The sequence below is a fragment of the Acinetobacter sp. FDAARGOS_515 genome (assembly GCF_003938865.1).
Lineage (GTDB): Bacteria > Pseudomonadota > Gammaproteobacteria > Pseudomonadales > Moraxellaceae > Acinetobacter > Acinetobacter ursingii.
This window is the reverse complement of record NZ_RKIX01000003.1, coordinates 2,111,275-2,129,669: the sequence shown is the minus strand read 5'-3', so window position 1 is coordinate 2,129,669 and position 18,395 is coordinate 2,111,275. Positions and strand designations below refer to the sequence as shown.

Here is an 18,395-nt window from a genome sequence, read left to right as displayed (position 1 = left end):
AAATTTGGCGGCAATTGTACCAATCAGACGATTAAGATGCATCCTCATATAAATGATCTCCTAATTCTTTTAAAGCATTTGTATATGCTTCAACCGACCCAAATGACTGAATAATTTCAATGATTGACCCCATTTGATTAAACGGAGGAATTTGTAAAATCTTTACATCTTCAATTGGCTCAATCCCTTGATCAGCATATTTATCTAGTAAAGCATCTAATACCTGACGAGCCTGATCATTATATTTGGTAAAATAGTTACGTTTACGCACATTGTTAGCACGTTCTTTTTTAGTTAATGCAGGCTGATCGAAAGCAATATGGCAAATCATATCAAAAGGATCAAAGTCTTTGCCCACTTCATCCTCTAACGCTTCAAAAATTACGCCCTGCTTTTTGAACTCATCAATAATAAGTGACTTTTTATCAGTACCTTTCCATTTTCTTAAAAATGCATCTAAAGATTCATAGTCTTTTAAAATATGCTGACGAGTATAATCTTTCAGAGATTCAGTCACTAATTTTCCATCGTTATCATAAAACTGAACTCGCTCTCCAATCACATTAACAGCAACATCATTTACATAGAATTTTCTTGGTGGCTCGCCATCACCCCCACCAGTATCGTCACCATCAGAAGTACCACCTGTTGTTGAATCATCATCAGGATAATCTGTCTCATCACCTTCATCTCCAATATCTGGCTCATCAAGTGGTACGACAGGTTCATCTGGTTTAGGCTCATAAATGACAACAGGTTCACCGTCAAAAGCTGGATCACTAAAAAGTTCTGTCGCCTTTTTGAAATCCATAATCGTAAACCAAGTTTTTCCAAACTCTTCATTGATACGTGTACCACGACCAATCATCTGTTTAAACTCAGTCATGGATTTAATATGCTGATCAAGCACAATCAATTTACACGTTTGTGAATCCACGCCTGTAGTCATCAGTTTAGACGTTGTTGCTATGACAGGATAACGTTCCTCAGGATTAATAAAGTTATCTAGTTCAGCCTTACCCTCTTTATCATCACCAGTAATACGCATGACAAATTTACGATTTTCTTTGATTCGTTCAGGGTTCAAGTTAGCTAAAGCTTGTCGCATACGCTCTGCATGATCAATATCATCACAGAACACAATTGTCTTGGCGTAAGGATCAGTATTCACCAAAAATTCTGTAATTTTTTGAGCGACAAGTTCTGTACGCTTCTTTAAAACAAGCCCTTTATCCATATCTTTAAGGTTATAGATACGATCAGTAATTTCGTTGCCATGCTGATCCTTTTTGCCTTTTTCTGGTCGCCATCCTTGTAGGTCTTTATCTATGTCGATACGCACAACTTTATAAGGTGCAAGGAAACCATCTTGAATCCCTTGTTTCAACGTATAGGTATAAACTGGATCACCAAAATAAGTAATGTTTGAAGTATCTTTGGTTTCTTTTGGAGTCGCTGTTAAACCAACATGGGTGGCTGAACTAAAGTATTCTAAAATTTCACGCCATGATGAATCTTCTTTTGCACTTCCTCGATGACATTCATCAATCACAATTAAGTCAAAGAATTCAGGACTAAACTGCTTGTAGATGTTCTTTTCTTCTTCTGAACCAGTTACTGCTTGATAAAGCGATAAATAAATTTCATAACTCTTATCAATCATACGTTTTGAAATTTTAGTCATGTGCTGACCAAAAGGTTTGAAGTCTTTATTTTTAGTTTGATCAACTAAAATATTTCGGTCTGCCAAAAATAAAATCCGTTTTTTTGCACCCGACTTCCATAAGCGCCAAATGATTTGAAAAGCTGTATAGGTTTTTCCTGTACCTGTTGCCATGACAAGTAAAATACGGTTTTGCCCTCGCGCAATCGCTTCTATCGTTTTATTGATTGCGTTAACTTGGTAGTAACGAGGAATATTTCCAGAACCATCATCATAGTAAGGATATTCAACGATTTGCTTTGATTCAGGAGTAGTCAAACCATTATATTGTTCATACAGTTTCCATAACCGTTCAGGTGAGGGAAATTCTTCCAATTCTAGTTCTTGCTCAACTTTTCCAAATAGACCCGTTTGGTCATGGAATAAGAAGCCATCGCCATTGCTTGAAAAAACAAAAGGTACTTGTAAACAATCAGCATAGGCTAAAGCCTGCTGCATACCAGCTCCTAGACTATGATTATTATCTTTAGCTTCAATGATCGCTAAAGGAATATTTTTCTTGTAGTAAAGAACATAATCAGCACGTTTACGCTCACCACGAGTATGTAGTTTTCCACGCACCATTATTTGACCATTGGTAAAAGTCACTTCTTCACGGATTTGATGTGCAGTCCATCCTGCTTGTTCTAAGGCAGGGTTGATAAATTTACTACATATATCTCGTTCAGATAGTTTCTTCTTATCCATTCTAAAGCCATATATTTGATCTTTATAATTAGAATAAAGAATTTTGCAAAGTTTTGATAGTTAATCAATGATTTAATAGAAGTAACAAAGAACAACTTTAAAAGCTGACTATACAACATAAAATTAATTAGCTAAATTTTAAACCCCATCAAATTCTAGTTACTATTTAGTAAGTACACTTATACCAGCCCTGCTTATCATCCCATATAACTTGCCCCGACTCTAACGGTGTCTGTTTATATAGAACATTTGCTCCTGATGAGATTTGATTGAAACTATTCAACCAACCTTTAAAATTAATTTTTAAATTGACATGATCATTTGAAAAACTTTCTAAATTAGCTATGACCAAACCATCAACTTGACGATAAGTTGGCTGCCCTAGAACAATAGTTCCTGTAAATTCAGATAGTCTTGCATTTTTACAAATCGTTTGACCAATATCTTTAGGTTTAGGAGCATTGGTTATGAGATTTCTTTCATAGTTATTTTTCAATTGTTGTTGTTCAAGTTTGTATTGTTCAATAGCTTGCTTTTTCTTATTGTCTTCAATATTTTTCTTCGACTGATATGCAGTCACACCACGATAGACTTCATCATCCGAAATAACCATAGTCTTAAGAGTGACAAAGTTCAAAGGCTGCCCCATTCCTCCAATACGAGATGAAATAGGTTCAATCGAGATATTCCATGGAGTTTTTGCCGCACATTTGAATGTACCTGTGGCTGAAACAAGCCGTTGATTATTCAAAGCAGAAATATGTGTACCACTCAAATACTGGAACATGCTCTTAGACATTTGAAAGAAACGACCATCTTGGCTAGCACATAAATTACTCATATAGGTATAAGGAATTAAGGCATCGGGTACAGCATCTTCAAATAAGTATTCCTTACCATTTCCGTCTTTACCGTTTAGAGACTTAGAATTAATTAAATGATTTGGTGTGTTATAAGCTTTTACATCACTAGGCTTAATTGAGTTAACTGTTACACATCCTGCAAATGGTAAACATACGCTTAGAAAAGTAAATAAATTTATATTTTTCATTTAGATGATCCACAACAATATATAAAACCAAATATTTTTACTATTATTTAGTAAAGTAAGATTAGCACAAAAGAGGATTATAATCCCCAAAAATATTAATTGAAATTACGATGTCTTAAATTTGGAGTTATATTTTATGTCTAAATTCCCAGATGACTGCCGAATGACGCCTGAAGAAATTGAAGAATTACGTCAAGATACTAAGAATGCCGAGAAATCAGCTGCATATTTAGCATTGCTAAGCCAGATAAAACCATTCGACTTATCAAAAGTAAAACAGCTACAAGATGTTGAGCAGGAAAAAATAGAAAAGATGAAATGAAAGCTTAAAAGACCTCATTTCGCAATTCAAAAAGACACGAGTACAAAAACGCGAAAGCTCGGACATATCTTGCCGAGCCTCGGAATTGGGGTTGCCTAATCTTATAGGTACTCCCTAGTGACCAAGGCTATACCACTTTGATTGCTCAGTCAAATGTACAGGTGATGTATGAATTTAATTGTTATTGAAAATAGAATGAACTCTTGCTCAAGCTTTAGGTAATAAAGTTTGAGGTTCAACTTCAAGCATATGTGCAATTTCATAAAGCTTAAGAACTGTGATATTGACTTCACCCCGTTCAATTCGACCAAGATAACTACGATCAATATTACAAAGTAATGCTAATTTCTCTTGGGTAATTTTTTGATCAACTCTGCATGTGCGAATTGCATGTCCAATTTTTTGTGCTAAATCGTTCATAAGTTCTATTCCCATAAAGAATAGAACTATTCATTTTTGAGGACTAAGTATCCACGGCTTATAATCCTCATTGCTTACAGCGTTGCAAATGCACTCACAAAACCTTGAATTATTGATAATTTCTTATCCGTCAAATACTAATCACTGCAATTTTCTTTAATACGATTAAACACAAATACATAAAAAGGACTATAATCCTCATTTTTACTGTACAATTTCAGATGGACGAAATTAAGCATGCGCTAAAATCAGAATTTCTTTTGCTAATTGAGAACGAAATTCTTCTTACATGGTACAAACCCAAAGATCTTTGGATCAGATTTGGGAGTCAATCTCAAGCAATTAAATGGCAAACCTACTCTCTTATACGAGAATTAGAGAGATTTGGATATGTAAGAAAAAAATATGATGAATCTGGTAATTTTTATTATTCAGAAACGGATAAATTGACTGAATTTAGGGTTATACATTGTAAGGAAAAAGCTATAAGAGTCTTAACTGAAAAACTGAAATTAATTGAACTTGAGAAAACAGAAAAAGTTATGGAAATACAGCTAACTATAGAACTTAGCAAGCAATTTCCTGACATCAACTTTTGTCTTAAAAATCATATAAAAAGCAACCAAGATATTTTAACAAATTTAGATTATAAAAAGAATATTATATCCAACAGAGGTGGTCCCACATGTTTGAACAACTAAAAGCTTATTTATAAGTGATACTCTGCTCTAGTTAAGCTACCTTATTTTGTTGTGGTAGCTGGTCATAGTAAAACTCATCTGGAGTCATTTTGTCCAGACTCGAATGAGGTCGTTTCAAATTATAAAATTCAAAATATGCGTTTAATTGCTTCTTCGCATCCAAAACATTGCTGTAGGCTTTGAGATACACCTCTTCATATTTAACGCTCCGCCATAATCGTTCAACCATCACATTATCAACCCATCGACCTTTACCATCCATACTGATTTGAATGCCATTTGATTTCAATACATCAATAAATGCATCACTGGTAAACTGACTGCCTTGGTCTGTATTAAATATTTCAGGTCGACCATATTTTTCAATAGCTTCATTTAATGTTTCTATGCAAAATGTAACCTCCATACTAATCGATACTCTATGCGCAAGTACCTTGCGGCTATGCCAATCAATCACAGCACATAAATAAACAAAGCCTTTTGCCATAGGGATATACGTTATATCCGTAGACCACACTTGATTACTGCGCTGAATAGCCAATCCTTTGAGCAGATATGGATATTTGCGGTGAGCTTGATTAGCCTGGCTTAAATTTGGTTTGCAATATAACGCATTAATGCCCATTTTCTTCATTAAAGTACGTGTATGACGTCGTCCTATATGATGTCCTTGACGATTCAACAAATCACGCATCATCCGGCTACCTGCAAAAGGGTATTGCATATGTAACTCATCCATACACCGCATTAGCTTCAGATCTGATGCACTCACAGGTTTTGGGCGATAGTAATAACAACCACGGGAGACTTTCAGCAGCTGAGCTTGCTTAGATACTGAAATCTGAAGTGAGTCATCGATTAACTTTTGTGGTTGAAGCGGCCCAGTTTCTTCAACACACCTTCTAAAAAATCAATTTCTAATGCCTGCTCACCGATTTTTGCATGTAGTTTTTTTAGATCGATGGGTGGTTCTGTTGGAGCTTTTGATTGATCGAAAGCTTGCGAGGAAGCTGAAATCAGTTGATTTTTCCAGTCGATAATTTGGTTTTGATGAACATCAAATTCAGCACTCAATTCAGCAAGTGTTTTTTCTGCTTTAATCGCAGCAAGTGCTACCTTAGCTTTAAAATCATTTGAATGATTTCTTCTTGGTCTACGTGCCATAAAATACTCCATATATTGATGTTTATAACATCATTTGGGGAGCAAAATATCACTTATAAGTGTTGTTCAAATTTCCTGATCCACCTCTAACATTATTAACGATATAGAATCATATATTTATTAATAAAAATAAAATATTTAACTAATGTTTATTATATTGATAATAAAAAAATAAATCCAAAATAATAAACACTTGCAAAAGATAAAAAAACAACTATTTTGAGATTATGTTTAAATTATTATTCTTATTATTATGAAGACAAATCAGCAAATCAAAGATGATTTTGAGCGAGCAGGAATTAGTATTTCTGATTGGAGCTTAAAACATAACTTCTCAAGAGATCTAGTTTACAGAATCCTTAACACAAATCGATTGCCTAAGAGAGGTGAAAGTAAAAGAATTGCGATCGCTTTGGGCTTAATTGGAGAGGAGAAAAAAACATGACTTAAAAAATAAAGCGGATTCATGGAATCCGCTCTACCCGTTTGCAATCAAAAGATTACTAACTATGTGGTGTTTTTAGTATCTCTTGATTGCAATGTCCCGTCAAGTCTTGAGCAGCATGATTAATGCTGCACAAAGGCTTGTCTCATCCTAAAAATGTGAGAGCAATCATGCAAGTAAGTTATACAGAGCACAAAACAGCACAACTTAATCAAAATTTACTAAGAAAATTTGAGGAAGCTTTTCAAAAACAAACACATGTATCATCAAAACATATTGGTGAGCGTAGAATAAAATCACGTATTGGTAGCCGTGTTTCACTTTTTCCAAGTGCTAAAAATGAAGGACTCATCTGCCTTGAAAGCAATTTAGAACTAGCGCACGCAATAAGCCTTGAGCGTAATGAAGATATACTTCAATATCGAACACAAGCAGTTCAAATCTTCATTAGTGATCAACATTTTATTATTCCTGACTTTATTGTCAAAACATCAAACGGATTTGAAGTCCATGAAATAAAGCCAAATTTAGAATCTCTTTCAGAAAATAAAATTTCAAGATTCAAATTAGTAGAAAAAATTCTAAAAAATTACAATATCAAATTTAGAGCTTTTGATCGAAGTACTCTTCTATCGAAAGAGGACTATATTTTTCTTAATATCAGTTATCAACGAGCAAATCATAAAGAAATAATTAAAATCGAACTAAAAAGAGCTGAGTCAATCATAAAAAATAAAATATTTAACAGTAGAGATGAATTATATACTTTGATGAAATCAAATAATTTAGAAAAAAGTATTGCTGATTATTTTATCTTTTATAAAAAAGCATTGGGGTTTTGATCATGAAAAATAATTTCAAGCTAAACATCGGTGATCGCTTTACGTATTTAAATGAGAACTATGAAATATGTTATATAGAAAATGAGGTTATTCGATATTCAAACTTCGCTAGTGGAAGTATGCATTTCATAACAGAATATAATTTAATCAATAAGATTTTGAGTGGAGATATAAAATTTACGACTTTAAGCATCCAAAAATTACATAAAAACCAAGCATTAACTATAGAAGAAATTTCTAAATATCTCACTTATATCTTTAGCAATAAAATTCCCTGCACAAACAAAAAACTTAAAAGTGCAATTTTAAAATTAAGGAAGGACAACCCAGATCTAAGAGAGATATCAGCAAGTACTTTAGCCAGATATATTAAAAAATTTCGAGATGACGAAAATTCATTCAATTCTTTTTATCAAGAAACAGGAGGGAATAAAAGTCTTAGATTTTCAGTCGAAGCTGAAAATATTATTAATGAAGTGATTATTGAATTTATAAAAGAACAAGAAGATTTCACTCCTGCTGATGCTCATTTGATTATTAAAAATCGAATCAAAGCACTAAATACTAATGCAAAAATTCCGTCAGAGCGGACAGTCTATCGACGCTTCAAAAGACTTGATCCATATTCTGTGATCAAAAATAAAAAAGGTCGTAAGGAAGCAAACCGAATTTTTAAGGCATCTGGTCAAAGCTTAAACTCTTGCGGTCTACTCGCAATAGTCCAAATTGATACACATGAAATTGATTGTATTATTGTTGATAAAAGTGGAAATATTCTCGGTAGACCTCAGCTTTGTATCGCAATAGATGTTTACACACGAGCAATGGTAGGTTGGCACTTATGCATGTTACCTGCTAGTGCCACAAAAACATTATTAGCATTAAAAAGTATGTTAATAAGACCACATCATGGTTTGATGGGCGGTTTACCTTCAATAATAATCCCTGACAATGGTGCCGAGTTTAATAATAATGCTTTAGCTAATTTTTGTAATAATTTTAATATTACAAAATCAGAATCTCAACCATATTGTCCGGATAATAAAGCACATATTGAAAGCTTTTTTAAATCATTAAATGAAAATGTTATCCATAAACTTAAAGGTACCACATATTCATCACCGCAACATCGAGGAGACTATAACTCCACTGGAAATGCTTGTTATACGTTAGAAGTTTTAAGAGATTTAATAAATGAATGGATTGAGAATATTTATCATAAAAGAATTCATTCAAGCACTCAACGAAGACCTGAATCGATGTGGAAAGAAGCATCAAGAATATTTCCAGTACTAACACTTTCTGAGTTAGAAATTGAACAAAAATGTCGAACTGTTTTTCGATATAAAATTAATAAAGGGCAAATTAACTTAAAAGGTCTAAGATATAAGTCTCAAGCCCTCGCTACATTAAATTATCGCTTCAAAGAAAAAGTCACCATTTATGTCGATCAGTTAAATTTAAGTAGTATTTATATCCAAGATCCTTTTAATCAAAACAACTTTATTCAGGCTGACTCAATATACCCTCATGCGACCGCGGATTTAACTTTAGCGGAATGGCTAGAAGCTAAGGAAATATTGCGAGAAAAGTACAATACTGATCCGCAAGAAATTAAGAATGAAGAGATGTTATATCTTGCACGCTTAAATTTTTTACTAAAAATACAAAATCTTAATAAGAAAAATAAGCGCTTTAGGCAAGTTAAAAATGATCTAGAAACAATGATTTTCGAGCAAGAAAAACGTTTAGATATCACCAAACTTACTGTTGAAATGCCTCAGAATCTATCATCCTCAAATCATCAGGAAGAGATTCCACAGCTTACTTATGACAATTTAGAAACTGATCTAACCGATTTTTTCTATGAAGAGATTAACTTAGATGAATAATAATTCACACATTCAAACACTTTCAAATTTAAGAAATTTTATTTGCCATCATTCTGATTTTTCAAATGCACTAAGTGCGATTGAAGAATGTATGCAAATGAGCCAAATGAATAATCAACCTAATGGTTGTTTACTACTTGGAGATGGAGGTGTTGGAAAATCAACGATATGTAAACTAATTAAAAGTAAGCATAAATCTTATAAATCTATTGAAGATAACATGGAGAAACTGATTGTTACTGCTTTCTACTTTCCCGTTCCCTCTCCTATCACCATTAAAAGCTTAGCGATCCGCATGCTTGAAGAGTTAGGTTGTACAGATCATCGAGGTACAAGTGAACAATTGAATTATCGTTTACGCATTCTATTAAAAGAATGTAAAACACAGCTCATTATGCTTGACGAATTTCATCATATATACAGTTCCAGTGCTCAAAAAAATAAAACGTCTGAAAATGTTGCAAACTGGATCAAGACGTTGGCTGATGAAACTAAAATATGTATATGTTTGATCGGTCTACCTAATATTCAAGAAAATTTATTTATTGATAGTCAATTAGCTCGCAGATTTTCTCGTGTTCTAAAGCTTAACCCATTGAAATTGGACAATCATCAAGAAGGAACTCTTAGGCCATTTCTCAAGCAAACATCTATATATATGTCTAAAAATTTTAATATTTCATTTGATCCAGACATTACGTCAAACGATCTATTAAAGCGTATTTTTTTGGCAACTACGGGTTATCAGGCATATGTCATGCAGCTTATATATCAGAGTTGCTTATGTGCCTTGAAAAACAATCGTTCCATTGTTGCTTTAAGTGATTTTCATGAAGCTTACGCTTTGAAAAGCATCTTATATAAACCAATGACACAAAAAGAAATTTTTAAAATTAACTCTACACAAATTACTGAAGTTCTAATTTAAATTATGAAAAAATTAATGCTTTCTCATACCCCAATTCCATTTCAAGATGAGTTCATTGCAAGTTTCTTACTAAGAGCTTCTTTTTCAAATGGCTACCAATCTCCAAAACAAATGTTAAATAGTGCAGGTATTTCAGTTTATATACATTCATATGATTCAATATTTACTGACGAGGTTAAAGTTAAAAAAATCATAAAAAATATTAACTTTTCAGATGATTTATTGAAGCTTGTTATTAATAAAACCCCACCAACTTATCAACATTTTTTCTGGAATAACAATAAAATAGTTCGACCTGAACTCTTATCATTTAGCTTAAACAAATTCTGTTCAATTTGCTTAGAGCTTGATGGTTATTGGAAGAAAAACTGGCTCTTAAATCCTTTAACGGTTTGTCCTGATCATAAAATTGATTTAACGATTAACTGTCCAGAGTGCCATAAATTTTTACCAACAAATCGTAGATCATTATTTGAATGTCCGATCTGCAAGTTCGATTTAAGAAAGTGTTCTAAAAATCCATCTAAAATAGATAATATTAAAACCAATCAATGGTTACTAGAAAATTTAGCATTAGATGATGCCAACTTCATAGAAATTTTTTTTGATATTTGGACAGCTTTGCATGAATACTTTTTAAATTTAGAAAAAGAGATCGATTATTCTTATATTTTAATATTATGTCATAATTACTTCTTTTCCCAAGAAATATTTAAGGAAAAAATTATAAAAGAAATAGAAAGAAATCTGGCTTATGCTCATCCAAGAATTCAATTACTTCCTTTTCTTAGAAAGAAATCTAGATTTGGTAATTTTCTTGAGAAAATACTCTCCCCATTTAGAGAACATAACGCTTTATCACCCAATCTTATTGTTAGAAAAATAAGCAAGATAGATACAACACACATATTGGATGTAAGTTTTATTGCCTTTCATAAGAGATTAAAATCAGGAATTCTATATCATGAGGAACTCATGAAAAATGACAAAGCCCATTTCACAACTAGAATTATTGAAGATTGGTTGGTCAAAGATAAAAATAGCATTAATAAGCCTTATATATACAACAAGCCATCTCTTTATTCAGATGACTCAAATGATTATTTTGGCTCTATAGAAATTAGCAAGATACTTTGTATTAATATATGTCTCACCCATAAATTTTTAAAAATACCGAGTATTCCTACTACTAAAAAATTTATCAATGACCATAAAAAGTATTGTTTAGATAAAAAATTTGTTATAGATTTTAATGAAAAGTATATTTTTTTATCACCTTTAGCAAAAAAACTGAATGTTTCAGTAGTTACCTTAAAAGACAAACTAGCTAGCTTGAATATTAAACCCATTATTGAAAATAAGCTTTATCCGGCTTATTTTTCTAGAGATGATGTAAAACATATAAATAAATCCATTATTGAGAACATAACGACATACGAACATAGTTTTGGTCGAAAGAAACAAGGAACTTGTTCAAAAAGTAAGAATAATGATTTATTAAGTCTAAATGAAGCAGCACTACTCTTAAACATCTCATCTCAACAAGTAGCTCAACTAATCCAACATAATTGGTTGATTATTGATGACCCAGAAATACGTCCTTACATCATTCTAAGACGCAGTATTGATAAGTTCTTACAGAGGAAAAATGATCCCTCATTCATCGAAATCGATGAGGCACTAAAAATCCTCAACTGTACATTTAATGAACTCCAGAAGAATTGGGTTATGACAGGTTTCTTAACTATTCGACGTGTGGGGTATTGGCGTTCTATTCCGAAAAAGCAACTGAACTATGTGCTTGAAATTCAGAAAGAATTCTTTACTGCATCAGAGGCTAATGTTCATCTAGGAATGCATCGAACTCATATTACAAATTTAGTAACTCGGGGCTTAATCAAACCACATCTATTTGGAAATCATAATTATTCTATTAGGTTATTCAAAAAAACGGATGTAGAAAAATTACGACAAGCAGGTTATGGTAAGGGACATACCAAAGACTTCTAAGTAATGCTAGTAAAACTAGTTGACTTGCATTTCAATGAAGCTAAGAAATTAACTTTATTCTCTAAGATCGTAATAATGAATGTCATCGATCAACTGTTTTTTTTCTTATCTTTACGGGGCTTTATCAAGTCTCGTAAAGATTCACGTCATCCTTCACCTATTTGGACACATAAAAATAATATTAGTTATGATGATGCATTACGCTTAGATATCTTAAGTGATTTATCTACTAATAGAGATCCTAGAAGCCGCTATCAATATGACCGCCTGAAAAGTGAAGATTTTATTACGCTGCAGCAGTCGTTAAAAAATTTATTTTTATTAAAAACTATAAATGGATTTCTTGAAATTCAGGATATTACTGGTATTTGTGCTAGTCGAAGTGACATCACAAATCGTAGATCAATGGAGGATTTTGTCGAACAAGACTGTCGTGAATATTTTGAAATAGATGTAGAACATTTTCAAAAAAATTTAAATCACTCTGACATTAGTATAATTCATGACCATGATACTCTTGATCATTTTTTCTTGTGTGGCTGGAACCCCACTCTTTATTTAGTGAATGGTAAAGGAGGTTCTCATCATTTCGCATCAATGCGCCATATCGCTGCTAAATTAAATATACAATTTTACCTAACAGGCTCTCTTAAGCTGATTTATCTTAATGCCTCAGCAGTGTCAAACTTTAATAATAAATACAAAGCTTACTTATTAAGTTACAACGATCAATCAAAAATACAGCAAATAATTGATTTATATAATCTTCCTTACGTTTTTTTCTATAATCCAAAGTTTTTACCACAAAATTCTTGCCTACTAATATTCAAAAAAGTACATTGGAAATTGTTTAGTTTTCAAGAAAAAGACCTAAACACTGTATTGACTAGTTTTAATGATGAACTAGAAATACACTTAGCTAATCAACAAAAAAATATTGTATTTCAAAAATTTATTAAAAATTAGACTAATTCAGGAGATTAGTAATGTTCACAAAAATATTTGTACCAATCAGCAATCACTATGGATACTTAAAGAAACTTGAATGTTTTAAGCTGGAAACTCAATTTGCGCAAAACTATACCTCCCCTCTTCCCCCAGAAATGGAGTCAATTAATCACAAAAGAGCAGTCTGGAACATTAATCTTGGCAATAATAAAATATGTCGTATGCGTAATGATTTCGGATGTATTGATGATAAATTTTATATAGTTCATGTAGATGCATTGAAATTTTACTACTACTGGTTAGTTTCATCTATTTATCTAGATGATCAACATCGCTCAAATCATTGTATTCTAAGAAAGGATATGCCAAATGATTATAAATTCAAACATGCTATTGATGGTTTTTCAATAAGTGAACACAATCCTGTTCCTCTTGCATTTGTTTCAGCACGATTCGAACGCGGTAATCCTTATATTGGTTTTACAGATGGGGTGACACGTACAATGTGGCTGTTAGTGAATGGTGCAAAATCCTTCCCTATTGAAGTTCGTGATAAAGAGTCTGCAAAACATCTATATGAATTTGCAGGGATTGGAGAACCTCCGATAACGTATGAAGAATTAAGAAATAAGTTCAATGTAAAAGTACCTTATTACGAAAGTCGTGAATTTTTAGAAAGCCTCTATGATGAAATTTGAATAGCTTTTTAAGTTAATTTTTAAAAAAATCTTAACTTATATGGCAAGGATTTTAGAAAAGTCTTAACTTATGTGACAAAATTATGCTGAGATTATGTGTCAATAAAAATAATAAGCTTTTGTTTTTATTAAATAATTAAATATCAAACTATTTGTCTTTTACCGCTCGTCACGCGACACATATGTTGTCATAGAGACCATAGTAAAAAGGCTGCAATTCGCAGCCTTTTTTTCAACTTAATGACTAAAAGGACTAAACTCAACTGAGTCAATACTTAGTGGTGCAATACCACGCTTAAGGCACTCTGTTGTCCATCTTTTCGTTTTTTGTATGTCTAACAAATTGGCTAAATTATCGACTGATTATTCATCTCTAAGCTCAAAAGAAGTAATGAAAATTAATTTATGTATAAAATTTTTTGAGCCATAAATTATGAAAAAGCCCACCGAAAGATGGTTTTGTGTGTCAATAATTTTGGTGGCTATTCAAATAGCTATCTAATTATAAAAAATAAAAATTAAGAATCTGACTTCATAAAATATGATGTACTTGAAACGAAATAGCCATGTTAGTTATTTCTAATCTATTTTATTATTTAAGGTCACATAAAAATAATTGCCATGCATCACTCAATTGAGCTTCATCTAGAGCTTTCTTGAGTTCATCAGACATAAAAATTGAGTGATTTAATTCTGGATCTTGCCATAAATCGACATCACATGCTAAAACTTCTTTCTCTACTGCTATCGCATAATCGGCATAATCGGCATGGTATAAGCTAAAAAGTTGGTAACCTTCATGCTTGGTATATGAACGTTTGTCCAACTCTTGTGTACAGTATTCTGGGCATAAATAGCTTTTTAGCTCAGCAATATTGAAAAAATAGTAAGTCTGAGCATTTACAGGTTCATTTAATTGAATATCAAAAAATGACAATGGATAAAGTACACTTTCCCCTAAACGAAATTGTTTTAGTACATTTGCACATGCTTCAGTGACAATCACAAAGCCATCTTGGGTACGAAAAAAACTTGGTAATTTAACTGTTTTGCTAAAACCATGTGCATATAAAATAGTCGGCACATTGGCTAGGTCTAGCTTTTCAGCTTTATGGTATCTTTTAATTATTTCTATACTCTTTTGAGTCATTTCATTTTTTTTCTCTTTTTCCTCTGGTAATCCCCCCTAAAAATAAAAGGATGTAAAAGTAGAATTTTCTCTTAAGATAGAAGCAGGAGATTCTGCATGAAAACATCTAAATTTACTGACAGCCAAATCATGTCCATCTTGAAGCAAGCTGAATCAGGTACACCTGTTGCCACTCTTTGCCGTGAACATGGCATGAGTAATGCGACTTTTTATAAATGGCGTGCCAAATATGGTGGTATGGATGCTTCATTAATTGCTCGACTGAAAGAACTAGAGGCAGAAAATGCCAAGCTTAAAAAGATGTATGCTGAAGAGCGGCTCAAAGCTGAAATCATTCAGGAAGCTATGTCAAAAAAGTGGTAAAGCCATCTTGTCGTCGGCAGATGGCACAACAAGCCGTTGCTTATCATGCTATCAGCATTCGCTTGGCCTGCAAGGCATTTAGTATCAGTGAAACTTGTTATCGCTATCAGGCAAAGCTAAAAGATGAAAATGAAATTATTGCTCATCATTTGATAGAGCTGACTGAGCAACACACCGATTGGGGCTTTGGATTATGCTTTGATCATCTGCGCCATATTGAGCAAGAATGTTGGAACCATAAGCGTGTATATCGTATTTACTGTGAGTTGGCGCTGAACTTACGCATTAGACCAAGACGCAGATTGAAACGACATGCACCTGAGCCACTGAAAGAACCGATCCGACCTGATCAAGTATGGTCTTTAGATTTTATGCATGACCAGCTAAGTGATGGACGAAGTTATCGCTTGCTGAATGTGATTGACGATTATCGTCGTGAGGGTTTGGCAATTGAGGCTGGGTTATCATTGCCAGCACTGCGCGTCATCCGTACATTGAACCAGTTGCTTGAATGGCGCAATAAACCTCTAGCGATTCGCTGCGATAATGGACCTGAATTTATCAGCCATGAATTTGTTAACTGGGCAAAGTTGCATGACATACGTATCGACTATATTCAGCCTGGCAAGCCACAACAAAATGCATATATCGAGCGCTACAATCGTACGATGCGTTATAGTTGGGTGAGCAAACATTTGTTCGATACATTGGAACAAGTGCAAGACTATGCAACAAATTGGTTGTGGTTCTATAACAATGAACGACCACACAAAGCCAATGGAGGTAAACCACCTCTAATGGCTGCTTAACCTCTACTTTTAACTTCGGTTATTTATGGGAGGATTACCCTCTGCCGATGCTTCCATTTTATTTAGTTTATTAAACTCAGGATAGTTAAATAAACCAGGGAAAGATAATTCAAATACTCGATAGTTTTCATCAAACATAATAGTGGTAGTCCATACTTTGTCAGACATAATTCTCTCTCTTTTAGGTTTTGGTAAGGTTAGAGCTGGAATAGTAGCATTGAGCCTATTTTTTATAAGTTAAACACTCTAGTTCTACGACAAAATTTGTCGTGTGAAAAATAAGCTATCAGCTCCGTTCGTTTTATATATTAATTACAAACAGACGTATTTTTAACAAAAAACTAAAATTATTTTACATAAGTTTCACAATTACTGCTTTTCATGAATTTATGTGCTCTTATCAAAATGACACCAAATGTGTCACTTCTTTGTGATAGTGACATGGGCTGTGTCGTTATATTTTCTCATCATGTGTCGCAAAGATTGCTAAGTTTTTGAGTTTAACAATTCAAAAATGACAGAGGATGTGTCGCGTGACGCCGTCACCGTCACGCGACACATCCTCTATCATTAATAAGAAATATAATACACCCAGTAAGTAATCTAGGTTCCTTACTGGGGACTTTAAAAATATATTATGGACTACCACCATTCTTCTAGACAAATATCGTCTTTTTTCGGATTTTCTCAAAAAATTTCTAAATGAAATACTTATAACAACTTTACACGACCTTACTACAACCCTTAAACAGTAGTGGCCCACTTATCACAACTTTAAATCAAATCATTCATAAAAACTAAACCGTTCAGTCAAATATTAAATATGAAAATTCAAGTGAATTTTTGTTGATTAAATTTTAAAACATGGTTAGATTTTTCAAACTCATTGTTGATAAACAATGAATGGACAAATTTTAAGTATGCGTGGTTGAGTCAAATGAAAATTCAGGGACTGAAACAAATAAGCTTTGCTAGCTTTGTGACAGCAATAACATGTTTTAATTTAAGTCATGCGGATGATGCTTTCAGTCCTCAAAGCAAGTATTTGTTTGGTGACTGGAATGGAAAACGGACAGAGCTCGCTAGTCAGGGCGTAAATTTTGATGCCAATCTTTATGTCGATACCGACTATCTGGCAGATGGTGGCTATAAACCACGAGATGGTGCAACCTTCGCAAGTCAGCTCTGGTTAGGCAGTAGTCTGGATCTGGAAAAAATGTTGGGCTGGAATGGCGTTTCAGTTCGTGCCATTGTCACTGCTCGTCAGGGACAAAGTACCAGTGTTGATAATATTTCTTATCCGGGTGCGCCACAAATGGCCAATACACAAGCCACTTGGGGTCGCGGCAATGTCGACTCTCGCTTGACTCAACTCTCGATTGAAAAGATTTTTACAGATACGGGTTGGAGTGTTCGCGTTGGTCGTATCGGTATGGGTTCATACTTTAATACGATGGGATGTGACTTCCAAAGCACCTCGTTTTGTACCGCACAAAACGGAAAATGGATGGGTAATGTTTGGTATAACGAACCAGTGGCGCAATGGGCAGGCATTGTTAAATATCGATTTACCCCTGAACTCTCTGCCCAAGTGGGTGTATTTGAGTTTAACCCGACCAATATCAAAGAAAATCAAGGTTGGAATTTAAAATCCGACCACATGGATGGTGTCACTGTCCCTGTTGAACTGCATTATCAACCTAAACAAGGGATTAACCATTTACCGGGTAGCTATCGTCTAGGTGTTTTTTATAACAATGCCGATAAAACCCAAAACAAAGATGTCCTTACAAGTGAGCAGAAAGACCGTGCTTATGCAGGTTGGTTTACCGCAGATCAACAATTCACTTCTGTGGATGGTGGCAAACGGGGTTTATACGGATTTACCAATATTTCCTTCCATGACACCGCTGTGAATAAAATTGACAATACTCAACAAATCGGGATTCGTTATCTGGGCTTATTAGATGATCATCCCACTGATATGTTAGGCTTAGGTGTCAATCGCATTCACGTCAATGATCGTTATCGGGATGGCATCTACAACAAAAAAGCCTTAATTAATGAAGATGCTGAATACAATATTGAATTGAACTATTCGCACTATGTCACACCGTGGTTGATGTTACGCCCTGTAGTGCAATATGTCATTCAACCGGGTGCGACCGATAAAGTGGATAATGCACTGGTACTCGGTTTGACCACTAAAGTGATTTTCTAAATTTATTTTGTATTTAAAATG

General features: G+C 33.6%; 17 protein-coding genes. 11 read left to right on the top strand and 6 right to left on the bottom strand.

The window, feature by feature from the left end; translation table 11 throughout:
- Positions 1-31: 31 nt before the first annotated feature.
- Positions 32-2,410, bottom strand: a complete 2,379-nt coding sequence (gene hsdR, locus EGS47_RS11890) for an EcoAI/FtnUII family type I restriction enzme subunit R (RefSeq protein ID WP_119686956.1) — start codon at positions 2,408-2,410, stop codon at positions 32-34.
- Positions 2,411-2,576: 166 nt separating this feature from the next.
- Positions 2,577-3,461, bottom strand: coding sequence for a hypothetical protein (locus EGS47_RS11885; RefSeq protein WP_005005254.1), 885 nt, complete (start codon positions 3,459-3,461; stop codon positions 2,577-2,579).
- A gap of 136 nt (positions 3,462-3,597) precedes the next feature.
- Here EGS47_RS11885 and EGS47_RS11880 point away from each other — a divergent pair, with 136 nt between their 5' ends.
- The gene (locus EGS47_RS11880) at positions 3,598-3,783 is read left to right on the top strand and encodes a hypothetical protein (RefSeq protein WP_005005255.1); all 186 of its coding nucleotides are present in this window, start codon (positions 3,598-3,600) and stop codon (positions 3,781-3,783) included.
- 207 nt (positions 3,784-3,990) lie between these two features.
- Here EGS47_RS11880 and EGS47_RS11875 read toward each other — a convergent pair whose 3' ends face one another.
- On the bottom strand, positions 3,991-4,203 hold the full coding sequence (locus tag EGS47_RS11875; protein WP_005005256.1) for a helix-turn-helix domain-containing protein: 213 nt from the start codon (positions 4,201-4,203) through the stop codon (positions 3,991-3,993).
- 221 nt (positions 4,204-4,424) lie between these two features.
- Between EGS47_RS11875 and EGS47_RS11870 the strand changes: the two genes are divergently transcribed.
- Positions 4,425-4,904, top strand: coding sequence for a hypothetical protein (locus EGS47_RS11870; RefSeq protein WP_125269658.1), 480 nt, complete (start codon positions 4,425-4,427; stop codon positions 4,902-4,904).
- Positions 4,905-4,935: 31 nt separating this feature from the next.
- Here EGS47_RS11870 and EGS47_RS11865 read toward each other — a convergent pair.
- Positions 4,936-6,068, bottom strand: a protein-coding gene (locus tag EGS47_RS11865; protein ID WP_223235881.1) for an IS3 family transposase whose coding sequence is annotated in 2 segments (ribosomal slippage) — positions 4,936-5,816 and positions 5,816-6,068 — 1,134 coding nt in all. Because the reading frame shifts where the segments join, the coding sequence is not laid out codon by codon here.
- A gap of 253 nt (positions 6,069-6,321) precedes the next feature.
- Between EGS47_RS11865 and EGS47_RS11860 the strand changes: the two genes are divergently transcribed.
- The 7 genes from EGS47_RS11860 (at position 6,322) to EGS47_RS11830 (ending at position 13,831) form a co-directional block, all read left to right on the top strand.
- Entirely contained in the window at positions 6,322-6,513 is a 192-nt protein-coding gene (locus EGS47_RS11860) for a BcepMu gp16 family phage-associated protein (protein WP_035272210.1), read from the top strand.
- Between the two features lie 125 nt (positions 6,514-6,638).
- Complete coding sequence (locus EGS47_RS11855) at positions 6,639-7,355, top strand: Tn7 transposase TnsA N-terminal domain-containing protein (RefSeq protein WP_228128610.1); 717 nt, start codon at positions 6,639-6,641, stop codon at positions 7,353-7,355.
- A 2-nt stretch (positions 7,356-7,357) separates the two neighbouring features.
- Positions 7,358-9,247, top strand: a complete 1,890-nt coding sequence (locus tag EGS47_RS11850; protein ID WP_005005260.1) for a DDE-type integrase/transposase/recombinase — start codon at positions 7,358-7,360, stop codon at positions 9,245-9,247.
- Complete coding sequence (locus tag EGS47_RS11845; RefSeq protein WP_005005261.1) at positions 9,240-10,175, top strand: TniB family NTP-binding protein; 936 nt, start codon at positions 9,240-9,242, stop codon at positions 10,173-10,175. Before EGS47_RS11850 ends, EGS47_RS11845 begins: the two co-directional genes overlap by 8 nt.
- A 3-nt stretch (positions 10,176-10,178) precedes the next feature.
- On the top strand, positions 10,179-12,185 hold the full coding sequence (locus EGS47_RS11840; protein WP_005005263.1) for a TniQ family protein: 2,007 nt from the start codon (positions 10,179-10,181) through the stop codon (positions 12,183-12,185).
- 75 nt (positions 12,186-12,260) lie between these two features.
- A complete protein-coding gene (locus tag EGS47_RS11835) occupies positions 12,261-13,151 on the top strand; it encodes a DUF6685 family protein (protein ID WP_035272212.1) in 891 nt (296 codons plus the stop codon).
- Between the two features lie 20 nt (positions 13,152-13,171).
- On the top strand, positions 13,172-13,831 hold the full coding sequence (locus EGS47_RS11830) for a plasmid fertility inhibition factor family protein (RefSeq protein ID WP_005005266.1): 660 nt from the start codon (positions 13,172-13,174) through the stop codon (positions 13,829-13,831).
- Positions 13,832-14,423: 592 nt separating this feature from the next.
- On the opposite strand, the gene EGS47_RS11825 is transcribed toward EGS47_RS11830, so the two are convergent.
- Positions 14,424-14,981 (bottom strand): hypothetical protein, encoded by a 558-nt coding sequence (locus EGS47_RS11825; protein WP_005005267.1) that lies wholly within the window; start codon positions 14,979-14,981, stop codon positions 14,424-14,426.
- A 96-nt stretch (positions 14,982-15,077) separates the two neighbouring features.
- On the opposite strand from EGS47_RS11825, the gene EGS47_RS11820 reads away from it, so the two are divergent.
- Positions 15,078-16,153 (top strand): IS3 family transposase gene (locus EGS47_RS11820; RefSeq protein ID WP_119687015.1). Its coding sequence is split into 2 segments (ribosomal slippage): positions 15,078-15,330 and positions 15,330-16,153, totalling 1,077 coding nucleotides; the frame shifts between segments, so codons are not numbered across the junction.
- A gap of 9 nt (positions 16,154-16,162) precedes the next feature.
- Here the strand turns inward: EGS47_RS11820 and EGS47_RS18415 are convergent.
- Positions 16,163-16,321: a hypothetical protein gene (locus EGS47_RS18415; protein WP_005005271.1), complete on the bottom strand. Its 159-nt coding sequence runs from the start codon at positions 16,319-16,321 to the stop codon at positions 16,163-16,165.
- 769 nt (positions 16,322-17,090) lie between these two features.
- On the opposite strand from EGS47_RS18415, the gene EGS47_RS11815 reads away from it, so the two are divergent.
- Positions 17,091-18,374 carry a carbohydrate porin gene (locus tag EGS47_RS11815; RefSeq protein ID WP_005005273.1) on the top strand — a complete coding sequence of 428 codons (1,284 nt, stop codon included), beginning with the start codon at positions 17,091-17,093 and terminating at the stop codon, positions 18,372-18,374.
- The last annotated feature ends 21 nt before the right edge of the window (positions 18,375-18,395 follow it).

Coding starts and splice junctions, on each gene's coding strand:
- hsdR (WP_119686956.1), bottom strand. CDS start 2,410: ATGGATAAGAAGAAACTATCTGAACGAGATATATGTAGTAAATTTATC.
- EGS47_RS11885 (WP_005005254.1), bottom strand. CDS start 3,461: ATGAAAAATATAAATTTATTTACTTTTCTAAGCGTATGTTTACCATTT.
- EGS47_RS11880 (WP_005005255.1), top strand. CDS start 3,598: ATGTCTAAATTCCCAGATGACTGCCGAATGACGCCTGAAGAAATTGAA.
- EGS47_RS11875 (WP_005005256.1), bottom strand. CDS start 4,203: ATGAACGATTTAGCACAAAAAATTGGACATGCAATTCGCACATGCAGA.
- EGS47_RS11870 (WP_125269658.1), top strand. CDS start 4,425: ATGGACGAAATTAAGCATGCGCTAAAATCAGAATTTCTTTTGCTAATT.
- EGS47_RS11860 (WP_035272210.1), top strand. CDS start 6,322: ATGAAGACAAATCAGCAAATCAAAGATGATTTTGAGCGAGCAGGAATT.
- EGS47_RS11855 (WP_228128610.1), top strand. CDS start 6,639: ATGCTGCACAAAGGCTTGTCTCATCCTAAAAATGTGAGAGCAATCATG.
- EGS47_RS11850 (WP_005005260.1), top strand. CDS start 7,358: ATGAAAAATAATTTCAAGCTAAACATCGGTGATCGCTTTACGTATTTA.
- EGS47_RS11845 (WP_005005261.1), top strand. CDS start 9,240: ATGAATAATAATTCACACATTCAAACACTTTCAAATTTAAGAAATTTT.
- EGS47_RS11840 (WP_005005263.1), top strand. CDS start 10,179: ATGAAAAAATTAATGCTTTCTCATACCCCAATTCCATTTCAAGATGAG.
- EGS47_RS11835 (WP_035272212.1), top strand. CDS start 12,261: ATGAATGTCATCGATCAACTGTTTTTTTTCTTATCTTTACGGGGCTTT.
- EGS47_RS11830 (WP_005005266.1), top strand. CDS start 13,172: ATGTTCACAAAAATATTTGTACCAATCAGCAATCACTATGGATACTTA.
- EGS47_RS11825 (WP_005005267.1), bottom strand. CDS start 14,981: ATGACTCAAAAGAGTATAGAAATAATTAAAAGATACCATAAAGCTGAA.
- EGS47_RS18415 (WP_005005271.1), bottom strand. CDS start 16,321: ATGTCTGACAAAGTATGGACTACCACTATTATGTTTGATGAAAACTAT.
- EGS47_RS11815 (WP_005005273.1), top strand. CDS start 17,091: ATGAAAATTCAGGGACTGAAACAAATAAGCTTTGCTAGCTTTGTGACA.